The 22,837-nt window shown below is 47.4% G+C and carries 24 protein-coding genes and 1 riboswitch; of the genes, 21 read left to right on the forward strand and 3 right to left on the reverse strand.

Annotation, left to right across the window (positions count from 1 at the left end):
- Positions 1 to 7: 7 nt before the first annotated feature.
- Positions 8 to 1,777, reverse strand: coding sequence for a hydroxylamine reductase (gene hcp / locus OCV59_RS07380; RefSeq protein WP_147593851.1), 1,770 nt, complete (start codon positions 1,775 to 1,777; stop codon positions 8 to 10).
- 205 nt (positions 1,778 to 1,982) lie between these two features.
- On the opposite strand from hcp, the gene OCV59_RS07385 reads away from it, so the two are divergent.
- Positions 1,983 to 2,261: a type II toxin-antitoxin system RelB/DinJ family antitoxin gene (locus OCV59_RS07385; protein ID WP_147593852.1), complete on the forward strand. Its 279-nt coding sequence runs from the start codon at positions 1,983 to 1,985 to the stop codon at positions 2,259 to 2,261.
- A gap of 147 nt (positions 2,262 to 2,408) precedes the next feature.
- On the opposite strand, the gene lexA is transcribed toward OCV59_RS07385, so the two are convergent.
- The gene (lexA, locus tag OCV59_RS07390; protein WP_147593853.1) at positions 2,409 to 3,071 is read right to left on the reverse strand and encodes a transcriptional repressor LexA; all 663 of its coding nucleotides are present in this window, start codon (positions 3,069 to 3,071) and stop codon (positions 2,409 to 2,411) included.
- Positions 3,072 to 3,799: 728 nt separating this feature from the next.
- On the opposite strand from lexA, the gene OCV59_RS07395 reads away from it, so the two are divergent.
- The 17 genes from OCV59_RS07395 (at position 3,800) to OCV59_RS07475 (ending at position 19,344) form a co-directional block, all read left to right on the forward strand.
- Positions 3,800 to 4,081: a hypothetical protein gene (locus tag OCV59_RS07395; protein WP_147593854.1), complete on the forward strand. Its 282-nt coding sequence runs from the start codon at positions 3,800 to 3,802 to the stop codon at positions 4,079 to 4,081.
- Between the two features lie 172 nt (positions 4,082 to 4,253).
- Positions 4,254 to 4,565, forward strand: coding sequence for a thioredoxin (gene trxA, locus OCV59_RS07400; protein ID WP_147593855.1), 312 nt, complete (start codon positions 4,254 to 4,256; stop codon positions 4,563 to 4,565).
- Positions 4,566 to 4,930: 365 nt separating this feature from the next.
- Entirely contained in the window at positions 4,931 to 5,431 is a 501-nt protein-coding gene (infC, locus tag OCV59_RS07405) for a translation initiation factor IF-3 (RefSeq protein WP_147593856.1), read from the forward strand.
- A gap of 36 nt (positions 5,432 to 5,467) precedes the next feature.
- Positions 5,468 to 5,668, forward strand: coding sequence for a 50S ribosomal protein L35 (gene rpmI / locus OCV59_RS07410; protein WP_147593857.1), 201 nt, complete (start codon positions 5,468 to 5,470; stop codon positions 5,666 to 5,668).
- A gap of 15 nt (positions 5,669 to 5,683) precedes the next feature.
- Complete coding sequence (gene rplT / locus OCV59_RS07415; protein ID WP_147593858.1) at positions 5,684 to 6,037, forward strand: 50S ribosomal protein L20; 354 nt, start codon at positions 5,684 to 5,686, stop codon at positions 6,035 to 6,037.
- Between the two features lie 184 nt (positions 6,038 to 6,221).
- The gene (locus OCV59_RS07420; protein WP_147593859.1) at positions 6,222 to 7,130 is read left to right on the forward strand and encodes a sigma-E processing peptidase SpoIIGA; all 909 of its coding nucleotides are present in this window, start codon (positions 6,222 to 6,224) and stop codon (positions 7,128 to 7,130) included.
- Complete coding sequence (gene sigE, locus OCV59_RS07425) at positions 7,118 to 7,822, forward strand: RNA polymerase sporulation sigma factor SigE (RefSeq protein ID WP_147593860.1); 705 nt, start codon at positions 7,118 to 7,120, stop codon at positions 7,820 to 7,822. The genes OCV59_RS07420 and sigE overlap by 13 nt, the downstream gene beginning before the upstream one ends.
- Before the next feature lie 133 nt (positions 7,823 to 7,955).
- The gene (gene argC / locus OCV59_RS07430; RefSeq protein ID WP_147593861.1) at positions 7,956 to 8,897 is read left to right on the forward strand and encodes an N-acetyl-gamma-glutamyl-phosphate reductase; all 942 of its coding nucleotides are present in this window, start codon (positions 7,956 to 7,958) and stop codon (positions 8,895 to 8,897) included.
- Between the two features lie 2 nt (positions 8,898 to 8,899).
- Positions 8,900 to 10,129, forward strand: coding sequence for a bifunctional glutamate N-acetyltransferase/amino-acid acetyltransferase ArgJ (gene argJ / locus OCV59_RS07435; RefSeq protein ID WP_147593862.1), 1,230 nt, complete (start codon positions 8,900 to 8,902; stop codon positions 10,127 to 10,129).
- A gap of 2 nt (positions 10,130 to 10,131) precedes the next feature.
- Positions 10,132 to 11,022, forward strand: coding sequence for an acetylglutamate kinase (gene argB, locus OCV59_RS07440; protein WP_147593863.1), 891 nt, complete (start codon positions 10,132 to 10,134; stop codon positions 11,020 to 11,022).
- On the forward strand, positions 11,015 to 12,184 hold the full coding sequence (locus tag OCV59_RS07445; protein WP_147593864.1) for an acetylornithine/succinylornithine family transaminase: 1,170 nt from the start codon (positions 11,015 to 11,017) through the stop codon (positions 12,182 to 12,184). Before argB ends, OCV59_RS07445 begins: the two co-directional genes overlap by 8 nt.
- A gap of 203 nt (positions 12,185 to 12,387) precedes the next feature.
- Positions 12,388 to 13,158 (forward strand): RNA polymerase sporulation sigma factor SigG, encoded by a 771-nt coding sequence (sigG, locus tag OCV59_RS07450; RefSeq protein ID WP_147593865.1) that lies wholly within the window; start codon positions 12,388 to 12,390, stop codon positions 13,156 to 13,158.
- A gap of 351 nt (positions 13,159 to 13,509) precedes the next feature.
- A complete protein-coding gene (locus OCV59_RS07455) occupies positions 13,510 to 15,030 on the forward strand; it encodes an amino acid permease (protein WP_147593866.1) in 1,521 nt (506 codons plus the stop codon).
- A gap of 119 nt (positions 15,031 to 15,149) precedes the next feature.
- Positions 15,150 to 15,824, forward strand: a complete 675-nt coding sequence (locus tag OCV59_RS07460) for a GTP pyrophosphokinase (RefSeq protein WP_262584210.1) — start codon at positions 15,150 to 15,152, stop codon at positions 15,822 to 15,824.
- A 40-nt stretch (positions 15,825 to 15,864) separates the two neighbouring features.
- A complete protein-coding gene (gene tig, locus OCV59_RS07465; protein WP_262584211.1) occupies positions 15,865 to 16,944 on the forward strand; it encodes a trigger factor in 1,080 nt (359 codons plus the stop codon).
- 201 nt (positions 16,945 to 17,145) lie between these two features.
- A riboswitch (glycine riboswitch) is annotated at positions 17,146 to 17,246 on the forward strand.
- Between the two features lie 198 nt (positions 17,247 to 17,444).
- A complete protein-coding gene (locus OCV59_RS07470; protein ID WP_147593869.1) occupies positions 17,445 to 18,869 on the forward strand; it encodes an alanine/glycine:cation symporter family protein in 1,425 nt (474 codons plus the stop codon).
- A 223-nt stretch (positions 18,870 to 19,092) separates the two neighbouring features.
- Positions 19,093 to 19,344 (forward strand): YlmC/YmxH family sporulation protein, encoded by a 252-nt coding sequence (locus OCV59_RS07475; RefSeq protein ID WP_147593870.1) that lies wholly within the window; start codon positions 19,093 to 19,095, stop codon positions 19,342 to 19,344.
- A 212-nt stretch (positions 19,345 to 19,556) separates the two neighbouring features.
- Here the strand turns inward: OCV59_RS07475 and OCV59_RS07480 are convergent, their stop codons facing one another.
- Positions 19,557 to 19,907, reverse strand: a complete 351-nt coding sequence (locus OCV59_RS07480; RefSeq protein ID WP_147593871.1) for a hypothetical protein — start codon at positions 19,905 to 19,907, stop codon at positions 19,557 to 19,559.
- A 511-nt stretch (positions 19,908 to 20,418) separates the two neighbouring features.
- Between OCV59_RS07480 and nrdR the strand changes: the two genes are divergently transcribed.
- The 3 genes from nrdR to OCV59_RS07495 are packed head-to-tail and all read left to right on the forward strand — an operon-like array spanning position 20,419 to position 22,802.
- A complete protein-coding gene (gene nrdR, locus OCV59_RS07485) occupies positions 20,419 to 20,883 on the forward strand; it encodes a transcriptional regulator NrdR (RefSeq protein ID WP_147593872.1) in 465 nt (154 codons plus the stop codon).
- A gap of 24 nt (positions 20,884 to 20,907) precedes the next feature.
- Positions 20,908 to 21,558: a (d)CMP kinase gene (gene cmk, locus OCV59_RS07490; protein ID WP_147593873.1), complete on the forward strand. Its 651-nt coding sequence runs from the start codon at positions 20,908 to 20,910 to the stop codon at positions 21,556 to 21,558.
- On the forward strand, positions 21,558 to 22,802 hold the full coding sequence (locus OCV59_RS07495; RefSeq protein WP_147593874.1) for a DUF1015 domain-containing protein: 1,245 nt from the start codon (positions 21,558 to 21,560) through the stop codon (positions 22,800 to 22,802). The genes cmk and OCV59_RS07495 overlap by 1 nt, the downstream gene beginning before the upstream one ends.
- The last annotated feature ends 35 nt before the right edge of the window (positions 22,803 to 22,837 follow it).

Raw genomic sequence — 22,837 nt, forward strand, 5'->3', positions numbered from 1 at the left:
GGCTGGATCAGATGTTCTGTTTGAGGCATGACTTGATGTCATCCTCTGCATTGCTGATCGGTCTGAGGCCGAATGTGTCGGTCATATACTGCAGCACATTAGGGCTGAGGAACGCCGGCAGTGTCGGGCCCAGATAGATGTTTTTAACGCCCAGGCTCAGCAGCGCCAGCAGCACGGCAACGGCTTTCTGTTCATACCATGATAAGATGAAGGAAAGCGGCAGGCTGTTGATATCGGTCTCGAACGCATCCGCCAGCGCCTCGGCGATCCGTACTGCGGAGTATGCGTCGTTGCACTGGCCGACATCGAGAAGTCTCGGCAGGCCCGCAGTCTCGCCGAAATCGAGCTTGTTGAAGCGGTATTTACCGCATGCAAGAGTCAGTATCAGGCAGTCGTCCGGAACGAGCTTTGCGAATTCAGTGAAGTAGTTGCGGCCAGGCCTTGCGCCGTCGCATCCTCCGATGAGGAAAAAGTGTCTGATCTTTCCTTCCCTGACTGAGCTGACGATGTGTTCGGCATGGCTGAGGACCGCCTCTCGGGCAAACCCGGTCATTATTTTCTTCGGTTCCTGATCCTCGCTGAAGCCGCCGAGCTGCAGCGCGTGTTCGATGATCTCGCTGAAATCCTTTGTTCCGTCCGCATTTTTGGGGATATATTTTATCCCGTCCCAGCCGACGACATTGGTGCTGTATATGCGGTCTTTATACGATTCTCTCGGACGCATCAGGCAGTTCGTTGTCATGAGTATGCACCCCGGCAGGTCATCGAACTCCTTCTGCTGATCCTGCCACGCGCCGCCGAAATTACCAACGAGATGCGAATACCTGTTGAGCTTTTCATATCCGTGGCCTGGCAGCATCTCGCCGTGGGTGTAGATGTTGACGCCCTTGCCTTCAGACTGCTCCAGCAGCATTTCCAGGTCTTTGAGATCATGGCCCGATACGATGATGAACGGCCCTTTGCGTACAGTCGTGTCGACCGTTCGCGGCGCAGGATCTGAGTATACAGATGTGTTTGCATCGTCGAGTGTCTTCATCACTTCAAAAGCAGCTTCTCCGGTGCGCATCGTCATCCGGATCAGTTCGTCCGCGCTGAGGCTGTCGTCGGTCGTCGCCTCCAGTGCCGTGATATAGAAGTCGTCGACCTGATTGCTGTAAAATCCGAGTTCGCGCGCCTGGTGTCCGTAGGCGCTGATCCCCTTGAGTCCGTAGACGATCGTCTGTCTCAGCGACCTGATGTCGGGATCGAGGTCACGTTCGTACATTATGCCTGCGATCTGCGATTCCTGCAGCATCTCGCTTTTTGACTCCGGCAGATCGAAAGTCGCGTGAGCTGTTTTTTCTGCCGCTTTGCAGATGGCTTCACTGTCGTCTGATGCCTTTGCTTCGGAACGCAGAGCTTCTTTTATTTGCTGCGATCTGTGCAAAAGCTCAATGTGTGCGTCTGCATCGAAGTTGACGTTCGTCAGAGTCGTAAAGAGCGCGCTTTCGATAAAGCTGACGATAGCTTTATTTATGTGTGATTGACCGTTATCGCCGCGGCTGGCGCAGCCCCTGCCTTTGCAGGTATCCTGGCCATTGTGTGAGCGCTGACCATAGTCAGCCAGTGCTTTTGCATAACAGCTGATCCCCTTGAGCTGAAATATCAGCAGGTCCTGAAGCGCTGCGATCTCAGGTGTTTTGCCGCAGACGCCCAGCTTCGTGCAGCCCTTTCCGCCTGCAGTCTGTTCGCACTGATAGCAGAACATTTCATAATTAAGGTCCATGTTATTGTCCATAGTTATACACTCCGTTTCTGTAGGTTTTGTTTTTTATTGATACTTTTGTTTAGTTTGCGCAGAACAGAGAGATAATATGAAAAGGAGCGCAGGTGGGTTTTGATCGTGGATTTTATGTAAAAGTATACAATTTTTTCGTGCAGATAATGGATTTTTTCATGCTGTTAGCGTACAATATACTAAAAATATGCGAGGAGATGGTTATATGGCTGGAAATACTACAAATATAAGTATAAGGATGGATTCTGAGCTCAAAGCACAGGCGGACGCTTTGTTTGCGGAACTTGGCATGAATTTGTCTACAGCGTTCAATATATTTGTTCGTCAGTCTATCAGAGAAGGAAGGATCCCTTTTGATATTTCATTGAATCAGCCGAACCGGGAAACGATCGCTGCAATGCTGGAAGCGGAAAGGAACACAAAGGACCGCTCTGTAAAGGGTTACAGCGATTTGAATGAGCTGTTCAAAGAACTGAAGTTATGAGTGAGGCGAAATATACAGTTAAATATACGTCCCAATGCGACAGTCCTTTTCTCATGCTAAAGCGCCAATAAATGAGCCGCCATGAAATCATCATGGCGGCTTTGTCATATACTGATAAAAATTTATACGATTATAATAAAGGCTGGCTTAGAAGTATCGGAACACTCCTTTTACCTTGCCGAGTATCTTGACATCTTTAACGATGATCGGGCTCATTGCGGAGTTTTCCGGCTGCAGTCTTATGTGATCGGCCTCCCGGTAAAATGTCTTGACTGTGGCCTCGCTTTCGAAGCCGTCGACCATTGCAACTACGATATCACCGTTGCGTGCTGTGTTCTGCTGCTCTACAAGGATGTAGTCGCCGTCCATGATGCCGGCTTCGATCATGCTTTCACCTCTGACGGTGAGCATGAAGTTCGGTCCGCTGCCGACGAAACGTGCAGGGATCGGAAAGCTGTCTTCGATGTTCTGTTCTGCGAGTATCGGCGTACCGGCTGCGATCCTGCCGACTACCGGAATATCGACTACTTCAGTCTGCGATACGCTGTTCTGTATATTTTTCTGTACTGATTCCGAAGTTTTATCGTGTACAGGATCCTGTCCGTTGTCCACGAGCATCAGTGCACGCGGTTTGGAAGGATCTTTTTTTATGTAGCCTTTGCTTACGAGACTTGCGATATCCTTGTGCGCCGTAGAAGTGGACTTGATATCAAGCGCCGAGCATATCTCACGCACAGTAGGAGGATAGCCTTTTTCTCTTATTTCTTTTCTCATATAATCCAGAATCTTCTGTTCGCGTTCTTTTAACATGTCTAAATCCTCCTCATGGACTAAAGGGCAGTTTTATATGAGAACATGATATCATAAAAAGAACAAAATGTAAACGTGTGTTTTCGGTAGCGGGTGAAAAAAGAACGGAAAAGAACATTCTTTTGCAGCTTTTACCGTCTTCACCACGATAATGTCGAGGACGGCCGCTTGGAACTTCGCTGTCACATATGCCGGCAGTTTTGTGCTGAACTGTGGCTGAGCCGATGTTTTTCCGATTTCAGCCGTAAATCATATAATTACAGAGTCGCATGGCGGAAAAATGGAAATGCAGGGGAATATCAGGCATCGTTGCTCGTTGTCAGCATGCTCTTGAGAAAGTGTTTTATCTGTCTTTCAGCTATATATCGGCTTTTCAAGGCTTCTATGGCTGAAAATTTCCATGAACATCCATTTGACGGTCGAGCCTCATTCGTTTTATTTGATAATTTTGGAATATTTCAGCCATACGGCAGGTGATAAAGGGTATTTATGGCTGAAATCGGTGCGACAGATTGCTGAAAACTGAGTGGCAGCTCACCGAAGCCGGCATGGCAGCTCACAGGAAAAGGGCGCGCCAGCTCATTTTAGTGAGTGGACATGCTTACAGTAAAGATGATATAATGGCAGGACTGATACAGGGGGTGCGGCATCGTTGTATGATATATGATGATAATTACGCAGAGTGCATTGGGATATATCAGGATCAAGGAGAACGAAAGAGCGAAACCATGATAAAGAAAAAAGCGATATTTGCAGTTATAACTATGATGATGCTGATCCTGGCGGCGGGATGCGGCTACACGTCAGACGAGGCGTGCATATGGTGCGGTGCGACGCCGACCAAAGCGATCAAAAGCGAGCTGGACGGGGAGACCGTGACGAATTACTATTGCGAGGAATGCTCGACGATGTGCCTTTTGTGCGGAGCAAAGGCTACTCAGCAGTTCACCAACGAATCCGGCGTCGATGTTTTCCTGTGCGACGACTGCGCAGCCGGCATGACGGAATAGCGTCTGCGCTTTGCATGAGAACGCCGGCGGCTTTGCATAACAAAAACATATTTAATTTACCTTGATAGTCCAATATGGAAGTGTTATTATATAGGTAGCGGAGCGATGTGCTCAAAACTGCTGATGATACATAGAGATTCGGGCAGAATAAGAAAAAAGAGAGGTAATCGATATGGAAATAATTAAAATAACAAAAGACAATTTTGAGAAAGAAGTAGTGGAGTCGTTAAAGCCGGTGCTCGTTGATTTCTGGGCGTCGTGGTGCGGCCCATGCATGATGCAGGGACCTGTGCTGGATGAGATGGCAGCAGAGTACGACAGCATCAGGATCGGCAAGATAAATGTAGACGAAGAACAGGCGCTGGCTATAAAATTCGGCGTGAGCAGCATTCCTACGCTCATACTCTTCAAAGACGGCCAGATCGATAAAAGGCTCGTCGGCCTCAGAACGAAAGAACAGCTGGCTGCGGAGCTCGGTCTGTAGAGAGTTGTAAAGGCGCACGCTGCCTACATGAGTGAGGCTTTTGCGCAAAGCGCAGGATCATGGATTCCCGGGCTGCATGCGAGATGCACGGGGATCTGCGGAATCTGCGGAAAAGGCTGCAGCGGAGCAAAAAATCCTTGCATGCGGCCGCTGCATATGATATAGTTATTCAGGTAGAAAGAAGAAGTTATCCGCTTCTCACCTCAAGGCGAAAGTTACTGGGGTCAATATTCAGCAGATTTTATCCTGTCTGTTTTCCGGTGCGGATCTGGCGGGATCGAAACTATTGTATAATTGAGGCGGATATACGTATCCGCCTTTTTCAATATGTTTTTTGGAGGTGTAAGACAATTAGCAGAGAAGCTATGATAAACGAAGAAATTCGTGCAAAGGAACTGAGAGTCATCGATACGGACGGTACCCAGATGGGGATCATGAGCAGACAGGAAGCTCTTGATATTTCTGAAGAAAAGAAACTTGACCTGGTTTGCATCTCACCGAAGGCAAACCCGCCGGTGTGCAAGATCCTGGATTACGGCAAGTATAAGTATGAACTTCAGAAGAAAGAAAAAGAAGCGAAGAAAAAGCAGAAGACTACTCAGGTGAAAGAGATAAGACTTTCGACATTCATCGAGGATCACGATATCATGGTAAAGGCAAAGACAGGATCGAAGTTCCTCAAAGACGGTGATAAGCTGAAAGTAAGCCTGAGGTTCAGAGGCAGAGAAAAGGATTATGTCGCAAGAGGCATGGAAGTTATGAACAAATTTGCCGAAGCCGTTTCGGATGTTGGTGATATCGACAGAAAGCCTAATTTCGAAGGCAGGAGCCTTACGATGATACTTACACCGAAGAGCGATAAATAAACTGAAGGAATAATTTATACAGGAGGAAAATATACCATGGCAAAGCAGAAAATGAAGTCTCACAGAGGCGCATCAAAAAGATTCAAAATAACAGGTTCAGGAAAAGTAAAGAGAAATAAAGCATACAAGAGCCACATCCTTACTAAGAAGAGCCAGAAGAGAAAGAGAGGCCTGAGAAAGGCAACAACTCTGACAAGCGCAGATCTTAAGAGAATAAAAGCAGTACTGAGCAAATAGTAGGGAGGTAGTAAAATGGCAAGAGTAAAAAAGGGTGTAAATGCACATAAGAGACATAAAAAAGTATTAAAGATGGCAAAAGGGTACTACGGCGCAAAGAGCAAGACTTTCAAAGCCGCTAAACCCGCAACTATGAGAGCTCTCCGTTCAGCTTACGTTGGAAGAAAGAACAAGAAGAGAGAATACAGAAAGTTATGGATCGCAAGAATCAACGCTGCTGCAAGAATGAACGACATATCATACAGCAGACTGATGGATGGACTCAAGAAGTCAAACATCGAGATCAACAGAAAGATGCTTTCAGAAATGGCTATCCACGATCCAGCTGCTTTCGCAAAGCTTTGTGAAACTGCAAAGAAAGCTATCTAGTGCCGTACGGCGTGAGAAAGCTCTAATAATACATGAAGTCGCAGAGACCGGAATTCCCGGTCTCTTTTTTTGCGCCCGCACCGCTTTCGACAAATTGTGGAGCGTGGAAAATATATAATCTTAATTGCCGCATCCGGATCATTTGGGATCTGCAGCATTCAGAGCGGCAGAAAAGAAGAGGTGCATGATGACGGTTTACGGAGACATCCTGTTTGCGGAGAATTTCATAATAGGCTGCGCATTGATATACATAACGGCAGAGGTTTTCGGCGCGGATCTCCACGGGCGTACTGCAAAGCTCAGACTCGCTGCCGGTGGGGTGATGTGCGGACTGTTTGCGATGCTGATATTCCTGCCGGTGAGGATGCCTCTCACTGTTGTGCTCGAAGCGGGGTTCGCGTTCGCAGTATCAGTGGTAGTGTTCGGCGTCAAAGGTGCATGGAAAAAAGCGCTGGTGCTGATACTGGTGACATATTTCATGGGCGGCGTCACGATGGGGCTGCTGCTCGTGACCGGAAACACCGGCATGTATGCAGCGACAGGCATTTACACGGGAGATATGAAAGCTGCGATGCTGGCTGTCTTCATATGCACAGGGACGTTTACGGCAAAACAGATCATCAGAACTGTTTCAAAAAAGAAGTTTTACAGCGAGCATGTCTTCGCTGTAAGGATCGTCAGCGGCGGCAGTATCGTGGAAACCAGAGGATTCTTTGACTCCGGCAATCAGCTAACAGACCCTGTCAGCGGCATGGCGGTCGCGGTGGCACAGGAAAGTCTGTGGGAGCGGCTGGAAAGCGCGGGTATAGTGACGCCGGAGCGGAGCAGGCTGATACCTTATGATGTGATAGGCGCACACGGTCTGCTGGAGGCTGTGCGTGTCGATGATGTGGAAAGTGCGGGAAAGCACCGGGGAAACACGATCATAGCGAGGGCAGGATGCGGATTCGGGCTGGCAGGCAGAGATCTGGAGGGATGCGAGCTGCTTCTTTCCCGGGAAATGCACAGCAGGTCTGCGGCGGCGCAAAGCGAGCTCGGGATGACAGGTGAGGAGCCTGCAGGTACAGGACAACAGAAGGGATGGGTAGGATGAGACTTATTGCATGGATCAGGGAAAAGCTTTTTAAAAAGAAAAACACAGTATTTTACATAGGCGGAAGCGATACACTGCCGCCGCCGCTGTCGGCAGAAGAAGAACGCGATGCGATACTGGGCGCGGTGAACGGCAGGAAAAAGGACAGAGACCTGCTTATAGAGCACAATCTCAGGCTGGTCGTTTACATAGCGAAAAAATTCGAGAGCACCGGAGTCAATGTCGAGGATCTGATATCCATAGGCACGATAGGACTGATAAAAGCGGTCAACACGTTCAAGGTTGAGAAGAACATAAAGCTGGCCACTTATGCATCAAGATGCATAGAAAACGAGATCCTGATGTACCTCAGACGGAACAACAAGATAAAGGGGGAGGTTTCCCTTGACGAGCCGCTGAATGTGGACTGGGACGGCAACGAGCTGCTGCTTTCCGATATACTGGGCACGGAAAACGATGAGGTTTACGGGCATCTCGAAGATGAAGTCAATAAAAATTTGCTTGTGCATGCGCTGAGGCAGCTGTCAGGACGAGAGCGGGAGATAGTGCAGATGCGCTTCGGGCTTGCCGGATGCCGCGAGCTGACCCAGAAAGAGGTAGCAGACAGGATGGGGATATCTCAGTCATATATATCCAGACTTGAAAAAAAGATAATAGGCAGACTACAAAAAGAAATAAAAAAATTGGGTTAAATTAACAAAAAAATATTGAAAAAACGGCCTTCCTGGTGTATCATAAGCTTTATGAATAAATATTCTGAGTGATTAATAAAAATTCAACACGAATACTTCATATAAATAGTATATTATACAAGCGGAGGCGATTATGAAATACAAAGTTTTTATCGACGGTGCAGAAGGCACTACAGGTCTGAAGATACACCAGTATTTTCAGAAGAGAGATGATATAGATCTCCTGAAGATAGATCAGGAAAAGCGCAAGGATCTCGATGAAAGGCTGAGCCTTATAAAGCAGGCGGACATTTCGTTCCTGTGCCTGCCTGATGCGGCAGCGAGAGAGATCGCGGCAGCAGCGCCGGCAGAGTGCAGGATACTCGATACTTCAACGGCGCACAGGACAGATCCGTCATGGGTGTACGGCATGCCTGAGCTTTGCGGGGGACAGAGAGAAAAGATCAAAAACAGCAACAGAGTGGCAGTTCCGGGATGTCATGCTACAGGTGTGATACTGCTGATAAAGCCGCTCCTCGAGGCAGGACTCGTTCCTGCAGACTATCCGTTCTGCGCATGCTCTCTCACGGGATACAGCGGCGGCGGCAAGAAGATGATCGCACAGTATGAAAGTCCTGAAAGACAGAGAGGCAATATGGGCGGACAGGATATACTCTGCAGTCCGAGACAGTACGGCATAGCACAGGCACACAAACATCTGCCTGAAATAATCGCAGCGACCGGGATAAGCAGTGCGCCTGCATTTTCTCCTATAGTGGCTGACTACTACAGCGGCATGGAGGTGACTGTACCGATCAAGGTCGACGGACTGACGAAAGCCGATGTAGAAAAGGCAGTTGCGGGATATTACAAGGATCAGCCGCTGGTAACAGTGAAGGATTCACTGGATGAGGGAGGATTCATCGCTGCAGGACAGCTGTCCGGAACGAACAGACTCGAGATAACGGTCGAAGGAAATGACGACAATATACTTCTGGTGGCTGTATATGACAATCTGGGCAAGGGAGCTTCAGGTGCAGCTATACAGAATATGAACATAATGCTGGGAATAGACGAGACAAAGGGGCTGATATAGATATGAAAAATACCGAGATAAGATATACAGGGGGAGGCGTGTGTGCGCCTTCCGGATTCAGAGCGGCAGGGACTGCATGCGGCATAAAAGGCACGATCGATAAAAAAGATCTGGCTCTGATAGTCAGCGATGTGATGTGCAGTGCTGCAGCCGTTTATACTACTAACAAGGTAAAAGGCGCACCGCTCAAGGTAACGAAAGATCACATAGCAGACGGAAAAGCGATCGCTGTGATATGCAACAGCGGCAATGCCAATACATGCGCTCCGGACGGGGAAGCCGTGGCTGAGAAGACATGCGAGATAACAGCGTCGAATATAGGTGCTGACAAAAACGATATCGTCGTATGTTCGACGGGAGTCATAGGCCAGCAGTTGCAGATGGAGCCGTTCGAAAGAGGCATACCGGAGCTTGCGAAGATCGCGGATTACAACGGATCGGCGTCGGCTGCAGAAGCCATCATGACGACTGATACGATACCTAAGGAAGTCGCAGTAGAGGTTTCCATAGGCGGGAAAACATGCAGGATAGGCGGCATCGCAAAGGGCAGCGGCATGATAAACCCTAACATGGCGACGATGCTTTCATTCATAACCACTGATGTGGATATCGCTCCTGAAGTGCTTGACAGCGTTCTGAAAGAAAATGTGAAGACGAGCTACAACCAGATCTGCGTGGACGGCGATACGTCGACGAACGACATGGTAGTGGTACTGGCAAACGGTCTTGCAGGAAACGACAGGATCACGGGCGAGGGAGAAGCTCTCGATGCATTCAGAGAAGCTCTTTCGGCAGTGACTGTATACCTTGCAAAGAAGCTGGCGAGAGACGGCGAGGGAGCGACCAAGCTCATCGAGTGCATCGTCAGCGGTGCGGCAGATGACGTGCAGGCTCAGGTGATAAGCAAGTCAGTCATAGCCTCAGATCTTCTCAAGGCTGCGATGTTCGGGGCAGACGCTAACTGGGGACGTGTCCTCTGTGCGATCGGATATGCGCCGGGAGAATTCAGCACAGATAACATCGATGTAGTGATGGAGTCTGCAAAGGGCAGCGTTTTCGTTTGTCAGGGCTCGAGACACAAGGAATACAGCGAAGAAAAGGCGTCGGAGATACTGGCGGAAGAGGAGATAACGATAAAGGTGGATATGCATCAGGGCAGCGGCAGTGCAGTCGCATGGGGATGCGATCTCACTTATGATTACGTTCAGATAAACGGAGACTACAGGAGTTAATGATGGTAAATCAGAAATATTTGGATAAAGCAGAGGTACTTATAGAAGCGCTGCCTTATATACAGCGTTTCAGCAAAAAAATAATTGTTGTAAAATACGGCGGCAGCGCTATGATAGATGAGGAGCTCAAGCAGGACGTCATCGAGGACGTTGTACTGCTCAAGCTGATAGGGTTCAAGCCTATCATCGTTCACGGCGGCGGCAAGGAGATCAGCCGATGGGTGGACAAGGTAGGGATGGACACTAAATTCGTGAACGGTCTGAGAGTCACGGATGCCGACACGATGGAGCTTGCGGAGATGGTACTCGCAAGGGTCAACAAGGAGCTGGTCGCAAAGATCCAGACTCTCGGCATAAAGGCTGCAGGCATAAGCGGCAAGGACGGCGGCCTCCTCACTGTAGAGAAGAAGTTCTCGGGAAGCGAGGATATAGGATTTGTCGGTGATGTGACCGAAGTGGACACGAAGATCCTGGAGGATCTTCTGGAGAAGGATTTCCTGCCTGTAGTGTTCCCTGTGGGAATGGACAAGGACGGCGTTACATACAATATCAATGCCGATGAAGCGGCAAGCTCGATAGCTACAGCGCTCAGGGCAGAGAAACTCGCATACCTTTCAGATGTGGAGGGCGTGAGACTCGATCCGGAAGACCCGGAATCCGTGATATCTGAGCTTTACACGAATGAAGCACAGGATCTGATCGAACAGGGTGTGATCTCGGGCGGCATGCTGCCTAAGATCGAAAACTGCATAGACGCTATCAACAAGGGTGTGTCAAGAGTGCATATAATGGACGGAAGGATACCGCACGGACTCCTCCTGGAGATATTTACGAACAAAGGTATAGGAACAGCGATCATCAAAGAAAACGAGGAGAAATACTGGAATGAATAGTAGTGAGATCAAGAAACTGGACAAGGAAAAAATAGTATCGACATACGGCAGATATGACCTGGTGGCAGAGAGCGGAAAAGGCGCTTGCTGCACATCGGCAGACGGCAAGAAATACATAGATTTTACAGCGGGAATAGGCGTGAATTCCCTCGGCTTCTGTGACGACGGATGGGTAGAGGCTGTGACTGCTCAGCTGAAAAAGCTGCAGCACGTGTCAAACCTGTTCTATACGGAGCCGCAGGTGAAGGTGGCAGACATGCTCACGTCGAGAACCGGACTGAAGAAAGTATTCTTTGGAAACTCCGGTGCGGAGGCGAATGAAGCGGCGATCAAGACTGCCAGAAAATACGGCACGGTGAACAAGGGCGAAAACGTGAACAAGATAATCACGCTCAACAATTCGTTCCACGGCAGGACTATGGCGACGATAACGGCTACGGGACAGGAGCATTACCACAAGTTCTTCACTCCTTTCGTAGGCGGATTCGACTACTGCGACGCGAATGATTCCGCTCAGCTCGAGAAACTGGCTGACGAGAATACATGTGCGATAATGATGGAAATGATACAGGGAGAGGGCGGAGTGCTCAATCTCGATGAGGACTTTGTAAAGGCGGCAGAGAGGATCTGCAGAGAAAAAGACATCCTGTTCATAGTCGATGAGGTGCAGACGGGTATCGGCAGAAGCGGCAAGCTGTTCGCGCACGAGCATTTCGGTGTGAAGCCTGATATCGTGACATTTGCAAAGGGTGTCGGCGGCGGTCTTCCTATCGGCGGTGCGATATTCAGCGAAAAATGCTGCGATGTGCTCAAGCCTGGCGATCACGGTACGACGTATGGCGGGAATCCTGTCGCATGTGCGGGTGCGGTCGAAGTGCTGACGAGAATGGATGACGCGTTCCTCAGGGAAGTGGAAGCCAAAGGCGAATATATAAAGGAAAAGCTGATGGCTATGCCTCAGGTCAAAGATGTGTCAGGAATGGGCCTGATGCTCGGAGTCGCAGTGGAAGGCAAAGAGGCTTCAAAGGTAGTCAGCGATGCGCTTGAGGCCGGTCTGATGATACTCACTGCAAAGGACAAAGTAAGACTTCTGCCTCCTCTTACGATAACATATGAGGAGATCGATGCGGGACTTGCTATCCTTGAAAAGGTGCTTGCATAATGCAGGTCATATGACGAAATATGATAAAAACGGCAGCGATGCTATGAGCGACATGCTCAGGGTGTCCTGCCGTTTTTTGTGAAGAAAAAACCACGGTTTGATATGCTGCATGCAGAATAAAAAAATGACGATCTGCACATAAATATATTACGACATCGAAGGTCGCTTAAAGGGGAGCGAAGGATATGCGAGGATAATTATTTATGGCCGGCAAGGTGGAAATCTGTGGTGTTAATACGGCGAGTCTGCCGCGGTACCGTGACCAGGAGATGCATGACATGCTCGTGGCGGTGAAAGCGGGAGACATGGAGGTCAGGGATGAATTCATAAAAGGCAATCTGAGACTGGTGCTCAGCGTGATACAGAAGTTTTCCGGACGAGGGGAAAACCCCGACGATCTGTTCCAGGTAGGATGTGTAGGGCTGATCAAGGCTCTCGACAATTTCGATATGTCGCATGGCGTGAAGTTCAGCACGTATGCGGTCCCGATGATAATCGGAGAGATACGGCGCTACCTGAGAGACAACAACAGCATAAGAGTTTCAAGATCGATGAGAGATCTGGCGTACAAGGCGCTTACGGCCAGGGAAAAGCTCGGGCGTGAGCTGCAGCGTGAGGCTACGGTAGATGAGATAGCGCGCGAGCTTGAAGTGAAAAAAGAAGATGTAGTGCTGGCACTTGATTCGATACAGGATCCTGTTTCACTGTTCGATCCCGTTTTCAACGATGACGGCGATCCCATATATGTGATGGATCAGATAAGGGATATGAAAAACACAGATGTGAAATGGATAGAAAATCTTTCGCTTTCGGAGGCGATGAAGAAACTGTCACCCAGGGAGCAGAACATCCTTACTATGAGATTCTTTGAGGGAAAGACGCAGATGGAGGTCGCGGATGAGATATCGATAAGTCAGGCGCAGGTATCGCGTCTTGAAAAGAACGCTCTGAATTATATGAAGAAATATGTCTGATATATCTGCTACGGAGGCGGGCGCACAGGTGAAAAGTTCATCACCTGTGCGTCCGTTTTGTCGTCATGGTAATACTGTTACCGAGGATGCATATAATGGTACATGAGAACGTATTACGCACAGAAAATGTTTGTAAAATGCGCAAAAGCGTTTTTGCAACAATTTGTGATTTTGTTGGTTGACATCGGATATCTATTAGCATATAATGAGTTATCTGAATTACTAGTAATTTTCAACAATTCGAAATTTCATACGCAATAATATAAAATTTAAAATATTTTAAAACTGTTCGAGAATGAAAATACGACTGATTCAGAGTGGCAATTATGTATCGAAGAAAAGGAGGGTGTTATGACAGACGAAAGAAAAGTTTCCGCTTCTAATGAAAAGAACGAACTGAAACGCGGTATCAAAGGCTGGCAGGTTGCATTCATCGGTATTGGTGGTGTAATCGGATCATGTTATTTCCTCGGGATAGGCGCCTGCCTCTCCAGCATGGGACCTGGCGTGCTGATCGCATTTATTGTGACTGGTATTATCGTTTACGGTACTATGATTTCTTATTCGGAACTGCTGGTAAACGTTCCTAGAACAGGATCGTTCGTGGCATATACCAGTGAGTTCCTGACTCCTACCATTTCGACCGGGTTCGGATGGGCATTCTGGTTCAACTGGGTATGCTATGTACCATCCGAAGCGATAGCGGTTTCGACCGTGCTCACATCGCTGATGGGAACAGACAGTGCAGTTACATATGTTTCTATCGCTCTCGGCGCAATGGCTGCAATAACTGTTATAAATCTCTGCGCAGTAGATATCTTCGCAAAGATCGAGGCAGGACTTGCTATCACTAAGGTAATAGTTATCATGATATTCGTTATCGCTGCATTTGGTATCTGGGTAGGTCTCTGGGGTCAGAGCAGCAGTTACACAGGTTTCCTGGCAGGTATTGTAAACTTCGGAGACGCTACTATGTCATTCGGTCAGAAGGTATTCCCTCTGGGTATCATGGCTGTACTGGTGAACATGACAGTAGTACTGGTAACTTTCCAGGGTACAGAGATCGTCGGTCTTGCGGCTGCAGAATCTCAGAATCCTGAGAAATCAGTACCTAAGGCATGCAAGAGTGTTACTTACCGTATCGCACTGCTTTACATACTGCCGCTGATCCTTGTTATACTCGTTTATCCATATGAGCTGGCAAGTGATGCAAATCCGGTATTTGCTGATATCATGAACTACTACGGCATAGAATGGCTTGGCTTCGTATTCTCGGCAGTAGTACTGGTTGCAGCATTCAGCTGTGCAAATACAGGCTTCTACGGAACAGTAAGATGCATGTTCGGGCTTTCGATCGAAGGTCTGGCACCTAAGTTCCTCAGCAAAGTAACTAAATCAGGAAACCCTAGAGCTGCAGTTCTCTGGACTCTGGGCTTCATGTGGATCGTACTTCTGTTAGGACTTATTTCACAGGTTACAGGATATCTCGAAGACCTGTATGTAAGCCTGCTGTCACTGTCAGGATTCACAGGAACTCTGGCATGGGTAGGAATCATCCTGTCGCATCTTTCTCTCAGAAGAAAGCTCAAGAGAAACGGATATGATCCTGAAACATGCCTGAAGGCAAGAGTAAAGAAAGGTCAGAGATGGATCCCTTACTTTGCAGTAATAGCACAGATCATATGCCTGATCATGCTGGTATTTGAAGATGTCCTCATCTTTGCGATCGCATGCGGAGCTATAGTTCTGCCGATGATCGGATATCAGATCGCAAAGAAGGCAGGCAAGATAAGAGATATATCAGAGCTTGCATCGACTAACGAGACTTCATTTGATGAATTGTTCCCGCCACTTAACAAAGATGGTAAATAGATGAATGTATAATAGATTGTGAAAGAATGGACGGAAGCAGATGCTTCCGTCTGTTTTTTTGGAAAAAATCACCTGATTTACAAAAAAGAATGATAAAATCGCCGGAGAAGGAGATCGATATGATATTAGAGAAGAATGAAAACTTCGTTATCAACGAATCTATGATACCGCCCGAGATGAGCGTCACCATAGACAATGCGAGAGAGCTCGCAAGGGAGTTCAGAGATCTCAGGATGAGATATCATGCGGCGATAAAAGAGATAAGCACCAAGCTCGAGGTCCTTGACAATGAGTTCAGTGTAAGGAATGATTACAATCCGATACATCATATGCAGTGCAGACTTAAAAGCATCGAGAGTATCGTGGATAAGATCGGCAGGAAAGGCTGGCCTATGGAAATGGAGTCGGTCTATAAAGTGATGGATTTTGCAGGGGTCAGAGTAGTATGCAATTACATAGACGATATCTACACGGTCGAGGAAAGTCTTTTGAGACAGGATGATATCAAGCTGCTTAAGCGCAAGGATTATATAAGGAACCCCAAGGAGAGCGGCTACAGGAGCCTGCATCTGCTGGTGGAAGTCCCTATATTCCTGTCGGACAGGACTTACAACATGCCTGTCGAGATACAGATACGCACGATCGCGATGGATACCTGGGCGAGTCTTGAACATGAGCTCAAATATAAGAGCAAAAAAGAAATGCCGGGGTATGTGGTGCAGGAACTGAAAAACTGTGCCAAGTCGATGGCAGATCTTGATGCGTCGATGGAACGTATACATAAAATGCTCTGATAAACCGGGCATCGATAATCTGAAATGGAGAGAAAATCAAATGAAAAGAAAAGCATTGAGAACATCAGCGTTGGTTTTATGTGTGATAATGGCTTTCTGCCTGTCATCGTGCGGTACTGAAGTATCATACGATGATTATGACCTTAGCAAGTATATAAAGGTCGGGGATTACAAGGGGATGGAAGTCGCATCGTACAGCATTTCCGTGACTGATGATGAAGTCGAGACTGCGATACAGAGTGCTCTGGATGAAGCAGCCACTGACAAGGAGCTTGATAAAGGGACTGCTATCGAGAATGGTGATGTTGTAAATATCGACTACACCGGAAAGCTGGACGGCAAGAAATTCGACGGAGGATCGGCAGAGGGGTATGATCTGACTATAGGCAGCGGAAGCTTCATAGACGGATTCGAATCGGGTCTGATCGGAAAGAAAGTCGGAGAAAAGACTGATCTTGAGCTGACGTTTCCGGAGGATTATTCCTCTGAGGATCTTCAGGGAAAAGATGTAGTGTTCACTGTCAAGATAAATTCGGCGACAAGAAAAGAAGTTCCTGTGCTGGATGAAGATTTCGTCAAGAATACCACGGAATTCGAGACTGTCGAGGAATACAGAGCGGATCTTGAGAAAAAGCTTTACGATGAAAAGGAACAGGAAGCGATAAACAATCAGAAGACGACACTATGGTCAAATCTACTGGAAAATGTGGAAGTCAAGAAATATCCGGAAAGAGAGCTCGATTACTATATACAGTTCAACAGCGATCAGATGGATACCATGGCAAAGGAATACGACATGACACGTGATGAACTGCTGGCTGCCTACGATTTCGGCGATGAGGACGAATTCGCGGCGACCAATGAAGACAGCAGCAAGCAGCGTGTGAAGCAGGAGATGCTGATCGAATATATCGCGCAGAAAGAGGAACTTGAATATACAGAAAAGGAAAAGGATGCGCTGATAAAGAACTACAAGAATGCAGGGTACGACGAGAAGACGATAAAGACACAGACCGGAAGGACCATGGACGAATATGTGGATATGGAGCTTCTTTACGGAAAGGTGCTGGATTTTCTGCTGGACAATGCTGTGATCACTGATGCTGCATCCGCAGAATAGCGAAAGGCCAGTGAATCAAAATTCGCTGCATGCCATGGCCGTGTGTGTTACGGCTGGATTTGCAGAATAGAAAATAGAAACTGTTTTGTATAAAATGTAAATATTTTAGTTGAAAAGAGCCGCGTGGTATGATAAACTTATAACATTAGTTTATTATCTGCCATGCGGCTGTTGTTATGTCACCGCATATGGCGGGAAAGGCTATGATTCTCTGGAGAGTCTCATAATGAGCGCCGAAGGTGTACGCATGCAGGGTCATATACTGTATGTAATCTCTCAGGCAAAAGGACAGAGCAGATAGTTTTTATATTATTTGTGTCCTCTCCGGAAGTCGATAAAAATATCGGCTTTTTTTATTATCTGGGAAATATCGAAAACGATATTTCCGTAATATCAACAAAAGTTTCATATGAAAATATGTGTGGCGAAGCCGCTTTTGTTATTGCACAGCTGAGAAGCTGAGCAGAAGATACTTTTTATTCAGGAGAAGGAGAAAGAAAATGGAAGCATTGACAAAGATTCTGGAGGCAATAGACGGAGTCGTCTGGGGAGTGCCTCTCATCGTACTGATCATGGGAACGGGTATATACCTGACCATCAGACTGGGTCTGCTGCAGTTCAGAAAACTCGGCAAGGCGCTGAAGTACATGGTGAAGAATGAAGAAGGAGCAAAAGGTGAGGTGACGAGCTTCGGTGCGCTCTGTACAGCGATGGCAGCGACTATCGGTACAGGAAATATCGTAGGTGTTGCGACTGCCGTTATGGCGGGAGGCCCGGGAGCACTGTTCTGGATGATAGTTGCAGCATGTCTCGGTATGGCAACGAAGTATTCCGAAGGACTGCTCGCTGTTAAGTTCCGTGAGGACAAAGGCGGAAGATTCCTTGGCGGACCTTTCAGATATATAGAACAGGGTATGGGGCCTGGATGGAAATGGCTCGCCAAGCTGTTCGCTATATTCGGCATAGGTGCCGGACTTCTTGGTATCGGAACGATAACTCAGGTAAACGGTATTGCATCTGCGGTAAAGAATGTTTTCGACCCTGAGGCACAGAACGTCGTACATTTATTTGGATCTGAGTATTCGATAGCGACTGTTATCACAGCGATCGTAGTGGCATTTTTCACAGCACTTGTAGTTATCGGCGGACTGAAGAGGATCGCAAGCGTTACTTCGATCGTAGTGCCGTTCATGGCTATCGCATATATCATAATATGCGTCGTGATACTGATATACAATATAGAAAAGCTGCCTTCAGCTGTAGTGATGATCGTTGAAAGTGCATTCGGGGCAAGAGCGATGGCAGGTGGAGCTCTCGGAGCGCTGCTGCTCGCTATGCAGAAGGGTGTCGCAAGAGGTATATTCTCGAATGAGGCAGGTCTGGGAAGCGCGCCTATCGCCGCTGCTGCAGCACAGACGCATGAGCCTGTAAGACAGGGTCTCGTATCGATGACAGGAACATTCATCGATACAGTCATCGTTTGTACTATGACAGGTCTTTCGATCATGGTAACAGGTGCATATGATTTCTCGACGGCAAACGGACTCGACGGCGTAGATGTAACTATATGGGCATTTTCGAACGGCCTTCCGTGGGCGGCAGGAGTCGGCTCAGTGATCCTGATGGTGTGCCTGGCTCTCTTCGCATTCACTACTATCCTCGGATGGGACTATTACAGCGAAAGATGCCTCGAATATCTGACAGGAGGCAAGATGGGAGTCGTAAAGGTTTACAGATGGTTCTACATACTGGCAGTACTGATCGGACCGTTCCTCACGTTATCGGCAGTATGGACTCTGGCGGATATCTTCAACGGACTGATGGCTATACCTAACCTGATAGCACTTGTTGCTCTGAGCGGCGTAATCGTTGCAGAAACGAAGAGCTACTTCAAGAGACTCGAAGCAGGTCATATAGACGGCTAGTTTCAGCAGGGTAGCCGATACGGATCACGATGGAGCATATCAGAGGGGTAGTCGCCGGATCAGCAGCAATAAAGAATTATACATCTGAAAATACATAACATAATATGATGAGAAACGATCGCAGGATGAACGCAAAGACATCCTGCGATTTTTATATATACAGGCATAGCACGTACACCTGCTGCATATAAATCTATAAACAACGGAAAAGGGAGGAGCAGATATGCTTAATACAGAAGATATAAGAAACAAAGAGGTCATCAATATCTATGACGGCAGGAGCATGGGATTCGTATGCGATATAGAGATAAACCTCAAGGAAGGACGTATAGACGGGATAGTGCTGCCGGGAGACAGGGGATTCATGAAACTGCTGGGACGCGGAGAGCCGAACGACTTTGTGATAAAGTGGAAACACGTGAAGACCATAGGAGACGACGTTATACTGGTAGATGTGCCGCCTGTAATAGATTAGCAGCTGAGATGGACATCACGATCAGCTGTGTGCTGAGACGATATCGCAGGTTTGGCAGTGCGAAAAGAAAAGAGTGCACTGCGCCTGAACAGTGCGCACCGGCGGAACCTGCAAAAAAATAAAGCCGTTTGCAGGCTTTGATCTTTTTTCATTAAACTGCCGGACATCTGCGGTATCTGATTTTATAGACAGTGTGTTTATGTGTGTTCTGTTCAATGCTCCTGATCAGCTGTTATTCCTGCTTCGGCGAGTTCTTTGTTCAGTTCTGCATCGCGTATCTTGTCGAGTTTGATATTTCTGAAATAAAGACAGATGTCTATCGTTATTTCAAGCATGTTCAATACATAAAATATGAAGCTGAGGTAAAACATGAATCCGTGATCGACTTCTGTGCAGGTCAGGATGATTTTTCTCGTAATACCGAATCCATATCCTATCCACAGAAAGACCTCGAAAAACAGGCTTTTTCCTTTAGCTGTACGTGATGTCCACGAACGATATATAGATAAAGGCCACGATAAGCCGAAACAGATTATCATCATAGCTTCTAAAAAATTCACCATAGTATTATTCCTCTCTGCGATCAATTGATCAAAAATTATCAGTGTTCTGTTGAACCAATAGTGATAACGGCATGTCTTTACAGATGTGGCAAGTGAACGCAAATCAGCCCGATGTGTTCGTACAAGTCGCAGTTATTCAGTTTTCAATGTTCGTACACCCTGATTGTATGGAGGATAATGTTCGTATATATTTTTTCTGAAAATCTGGATTTCAATCTGGATTTCAACTTTTGATACGAACTTCTTTCATTGACAAGAATATCACAAGACGATCGGCAGAGATAATTGATTATTCTGATGACGCCATCAGTTTTTCTAATGATTTCATATTTTCTGACAATACACATCAGACTCTGATGCGCTCCATGCTTCAAAATCATTTCAAATATCGGGATATGCCACTTTCTAAGCTATGTTCTTATGATCGGAATAAGTTAGACAAAAGACACAATATGTAGTATAATTATATAAAATTTTGAATGCTGATATGTCCGAAAAAGGAGGTCACAAAATGAGATGCCCTTATTGCGAAAACGAAGACAGCAAGGTAATCGACTCCAGACATACGGAAGATGGACGTGCTATAAGGAGACGAAGAGAATGTGAAGAGTGCGGCAGGCGATTCACGACTTATGAAAAAATAGAAGAAGTCATACTTATGGTGATAAAAAAGGATGGAAGCCGTCAGGCATTTGACAGGAACAAGCTCCTGAACGGCATAATAAGAGCATGTGAGAAGCGTCCCGTGTCCATCGCTGATATGGAGAAGATAGTAGATGACATCGAGAGAGGTCTCAACAACACGATGGAAAAGGAAGTCGAGAGCAGTCTGATAGGAGAGCTCGTTATGGAAAGACTCAGAGATCTGGATGAAGTGGCATACGTGCGCTTTGCATCGGTATACAGACAGTTCACAGACATAAACACATTCGTAGCGGAGATAGAAAAGCTGCTCACCAACAGAAAGAACAGCTGAGCGGAGAAAAGAGAAACGGCAGATATGGATAAATTGATCAGGATAGCAGTAGACGGGCCGAGCGGAGCAGGTAAAAGCACGATAGCAAAAGCTGTGGCAGCTGAGCTTGGCATAGATTATATAGATACCGGGGCGATGTACAGAGCTATAGGCTACAAGATGAAGCTCGAAGGCATAGAAGACGGCGGAGATGCGAGATTCGTACAGGTCCTCGACGATACGGACATAGACTTTGCCGACGGAGATATTATACTGGACGGCGAGACGGTCAATGATCTGATAAGGACTCCGGAAATGTCAGAACGTGCATCGCGTTTTTCGGCGATACCTGCGGTGCGCGCAAAACTCGTGGAGCTGCAGCGTGGCATGGGCATGAAAAAAAGCGTGATAATGGACGGCAGAGACATAGGCACCAACGTTCTTAAAGACGCGGAGTACAAATTTTTCCTGACAGCAACGGCAGAGGAAAGAGCAGAAAGACGTTATAAAGAACTGAAGGAAAAAGGGGAAAACATTTCTTTCGAAGAAGTTCTTGAGGATATAAAACAGAGAGACTACCGTGATATGACAAGAGAGCTGAATCCGCTGAAGAAAGCGGATGACGCGCTGGAAGTCGATACGACGGAACTTTCTATTGAAGAAGTGACAGACAGGATAGTAAAGGAGATCAGGTAATGGCTACAGTAAGACCTTTCAAGGCGGTGAGACCGGCACGGGAGCGCGTGCAGGATGTTATTTCACTGCCTTACGATGTGATGAACAGAAGTGAAGCGGCAGCGATGGCGGAAGGAAATCCGCACAGCTTTCTGCATATCTGCAGATCTGAGATAGATCTGCCGGATCAGGAGGATCCGTACGACGCATCGGTTTATCAGAAAGCGAAAGAAAATATAGCGAAATTCATAGAAGACGGAACGTTTATCGAAGACGACAGCCCGTGTCTTTACATATACAGAGAGATAATGGACGGCCGCGTGCAGACCGGTATAGTAGGATGCGTGGCAGTCGATGAATATCAGAACAACACGATCAGGAAACACGAATTCACGCGAGTGGAGAAGGAGCAGGACAGGATCAGGCATTTCGACGTGTGTGACACGAATACTGAGCCTGTGTTCCTCACATACAGAGACGACAAGAGGATCAGATCCATCGTGGAGGGCTTTGCGGAGAACAATGAGCCGGTATACGATGTGACTGCATCCGACGGGATACGACATATACTCTGGGTAGTGGACGACGAAGAGCTGATCGCAGGTATAACAGCGCTTTTCACAGAGATCCCTGCGCTTTACATAGCGGACGGCCACCATAGAAGTGCGTCGGCGTGCAAGGTCGGACTGAAAAGGCGCGATGAGAATCCGGACTATACGGGCGATGAGGAGTTCAATTTCTTCATGGCGGCGATATTCCCCGACAGCGATCTGAGGATATTCGACTACAACAGAGTGATAAAGGATCTCAATGGACTTTCGGAAGAAGAGTTTATCGAAAAGATAAAGGCTGCGGGCTTTGCGGTCGACGATATGGGTGAAGAGACGTATTATCCTGAAGCAAAGCATGTGTTCTCGATGTACCTCGGCGGAAAATGGTACAGGCTGACAGCCGACAGCAGTATCATACCGGATCATGTGATCGATTCGCTGGATGTTGCGATCCTGCAGAACAATATCTTCGAACCGGTGCTCGGCATCAGCGATCCGAGAACTGACAAGAGGATAGACTTCGTCGGAGGCATACGAGGTCTTGGCGAACTCAAAAGACGTGCAGAGAGCGATATGAAGGTCGCATTTGCGGTATATCCGGTAGACGTGACGGATCTTCTCAGGGTATCCGACAACGATATGGTGATGCCGCCTAAATCGACGTGGTTCGAGCCGAAGCTCGGCAGCGGACTGTTCATGCACCGCCTCAAATAAATATGATGATGTATACAGGCTCCTTTGCGTGGTAA

It is taken from the genome of Brotomerdimonas butyrica (assembly GCF_025567305.1).
Classification (GTDB): Bacteria; Bacillota; Clostridia; order Peptostreptococcales; family Anaerovoracaceae; genus Lentihominibacter; species Lentihominibacter butyricus.

Excerpts from the sequence above, each read along its gene's own strand:
- OCV59_RS07455 (WP_147593866.1), top strand. The coding sequence starts at position 13,510 with ATGACAGACGAAAGAAAAGTTTCCGCTTCTAATGAAAAGAACGAACTG.
- OCV59_RS07385 (WP_147593852.1), top strand. The coding sequence starts at position 1,983 with ATGGCTGGAAATACTACAAATATAAGTATAAGGATGGATTCTGAGCTC.
- tig (WP_262584211.1), top strand. The coding sequence starts at position 15,865 with ATGAAAAGAAAAGCATTGAGAACATCAGCGTTGGTTTTATGTGTGATA.
- argC (WP_147593861.1), top strand. The coding sequence starts at position 7,956 with ATGAAATACAAAGTTTTTATCGACGGTGCAGAAGGCACTACAGGTCTG.
- sigG (WP_147593865.1), top strand. The coding sequence starts at position 12,388 with ATGGCCGGCAAGGTGGAAATCTGTGGTGTTAATACGGCGAGTCTGCCG.
- OCV59_RS07470 (WP_147593869.1), top strand. The coding sequence starts at position 17,445 with ATGGAAGCATTGACAAAGATTCTGGAGGCAATAGACGGAGTCGTCTGG.
- rplT (WP_147593858.1), top strand. The coding sequence starts at position 5,684 with ATGGCAAGAGTAAAAAAGGGTGTAAATGCACATAAGAGACATAAAAAA.
- lexA (WP_147593853.1), bottom strand. The coding sequence starts at position 3,071 with ATGTTAAAAGAACGCGAACAGAAGATTCTGGATTATATGAGAAAAGAA.
- argB (WP_147593863.1), top strand. The coding sequence starts at position 10,132 with ATGGTAAATCAGAAATATTTGGATAAAGCAGAGGTACTTATAGAAGCG.
- infC (WP_147593856.1), top strand. The coding sequence starts at position 4,931 with ATGATAAACGAAGAAATTCGTGCAAAGGAACTGAGAGTCATCGATACG.
- OCV59_RS07475 (WP_147593870.1), top strand. The coding sequence starts at position 19,093 with ATGCTTAATACAGAAGATATAAGAAACAAAGAGGTCATCAATATCTAT.
- nrdR (WP_147593872.1), top strand. The coding sequence starts at position 20,419 with ATGAGATGCCCTTATTGCGAAAACGAAGACAGCAAGGTAATCGACTCC.
- sigE (WP_147593860.1), top strand. The coding sequence starts at position 7,118 with ATGGGTAGGATGAGACTTATTGCATGGATCAGGGAAAAGCTTTTTAAA.
- OCV59_RS07495 (WP_147593874.1), top strand. The coding sequence starts at position 21,558 with ATGGCTACAGTAAGACCTTTCAAGGCGGTGAGACCGGCACGGGAGCGC.
- OCV59_RS07420 (WP_147593859.1), top strand. The coding sequence starts at position 6,222 with ATGATGACGGTTTACGGAGACATCCTGTTTGCGGAGAATTTCATAATA.
- OCV59_RS07460 (WP_262584210.1), top strand. The coding sequence starts at position 15,150 with ATGATATTAGAGAAGAATGAAAACTTCGTTATCAACGAATCTATGATA.
- rpmI (WP_147593857.1), top strand. The coding sequence starts at position 5,468 with ATGGCAAAGCAGAAAATGAAGTCTCACAGAGGCGCATCAAAAAGATTC.
- hcp (WP_147593851.1), bottom strand. The coding sequence starts at position 1,777 with ATGGACAATAACATGGACCTTAATTATGAAATGTTCTGCTATCAGTGC.
- OCV59_RS07445 (WP_147593864.1), top strand. The coding sequence starts at position 11,015 with ATGAATAGTAGTGAGATCAAGAAACTGGACAAGGAAAAAATAGTATCG.
- trxA (WP_147593855.1), top strand. The coding sequence starts at position 4,254 with ATGGAAATAATTAAAATAACAAAAGACAATTTTGAGAAAGAAGTAGTG.
- OCV59_RS07480 (WP_147593871.1), bottom strand. The coding sequence starts at position 19,907 with ATGGTGAATTTTTTAGAAGCTATGATGATAATCTGTTTCGGCTTATCG.
- argJ (WP_147593862.1), top strand. The coding sequence starts at position 8,900 with ATGAAAAATACCGAGATAAGATATACAGGGGGAGGCGTGTGTGCGCCT.
- cmk (WP_147593873.1), top strand. The coding sequence starts at position 20,908 with ATGGATAAATTGATCAGGATAGCAGTAGACGGGCCGAGCGGAGCAGGT.
- OCV59_RS07395 (WP_147593854.1), top strand. The coding sequence starts at position 3,800 with ATGATAAAGAAAAAAGCGATATTTGCAGTTATAACTATGATGATGCTG.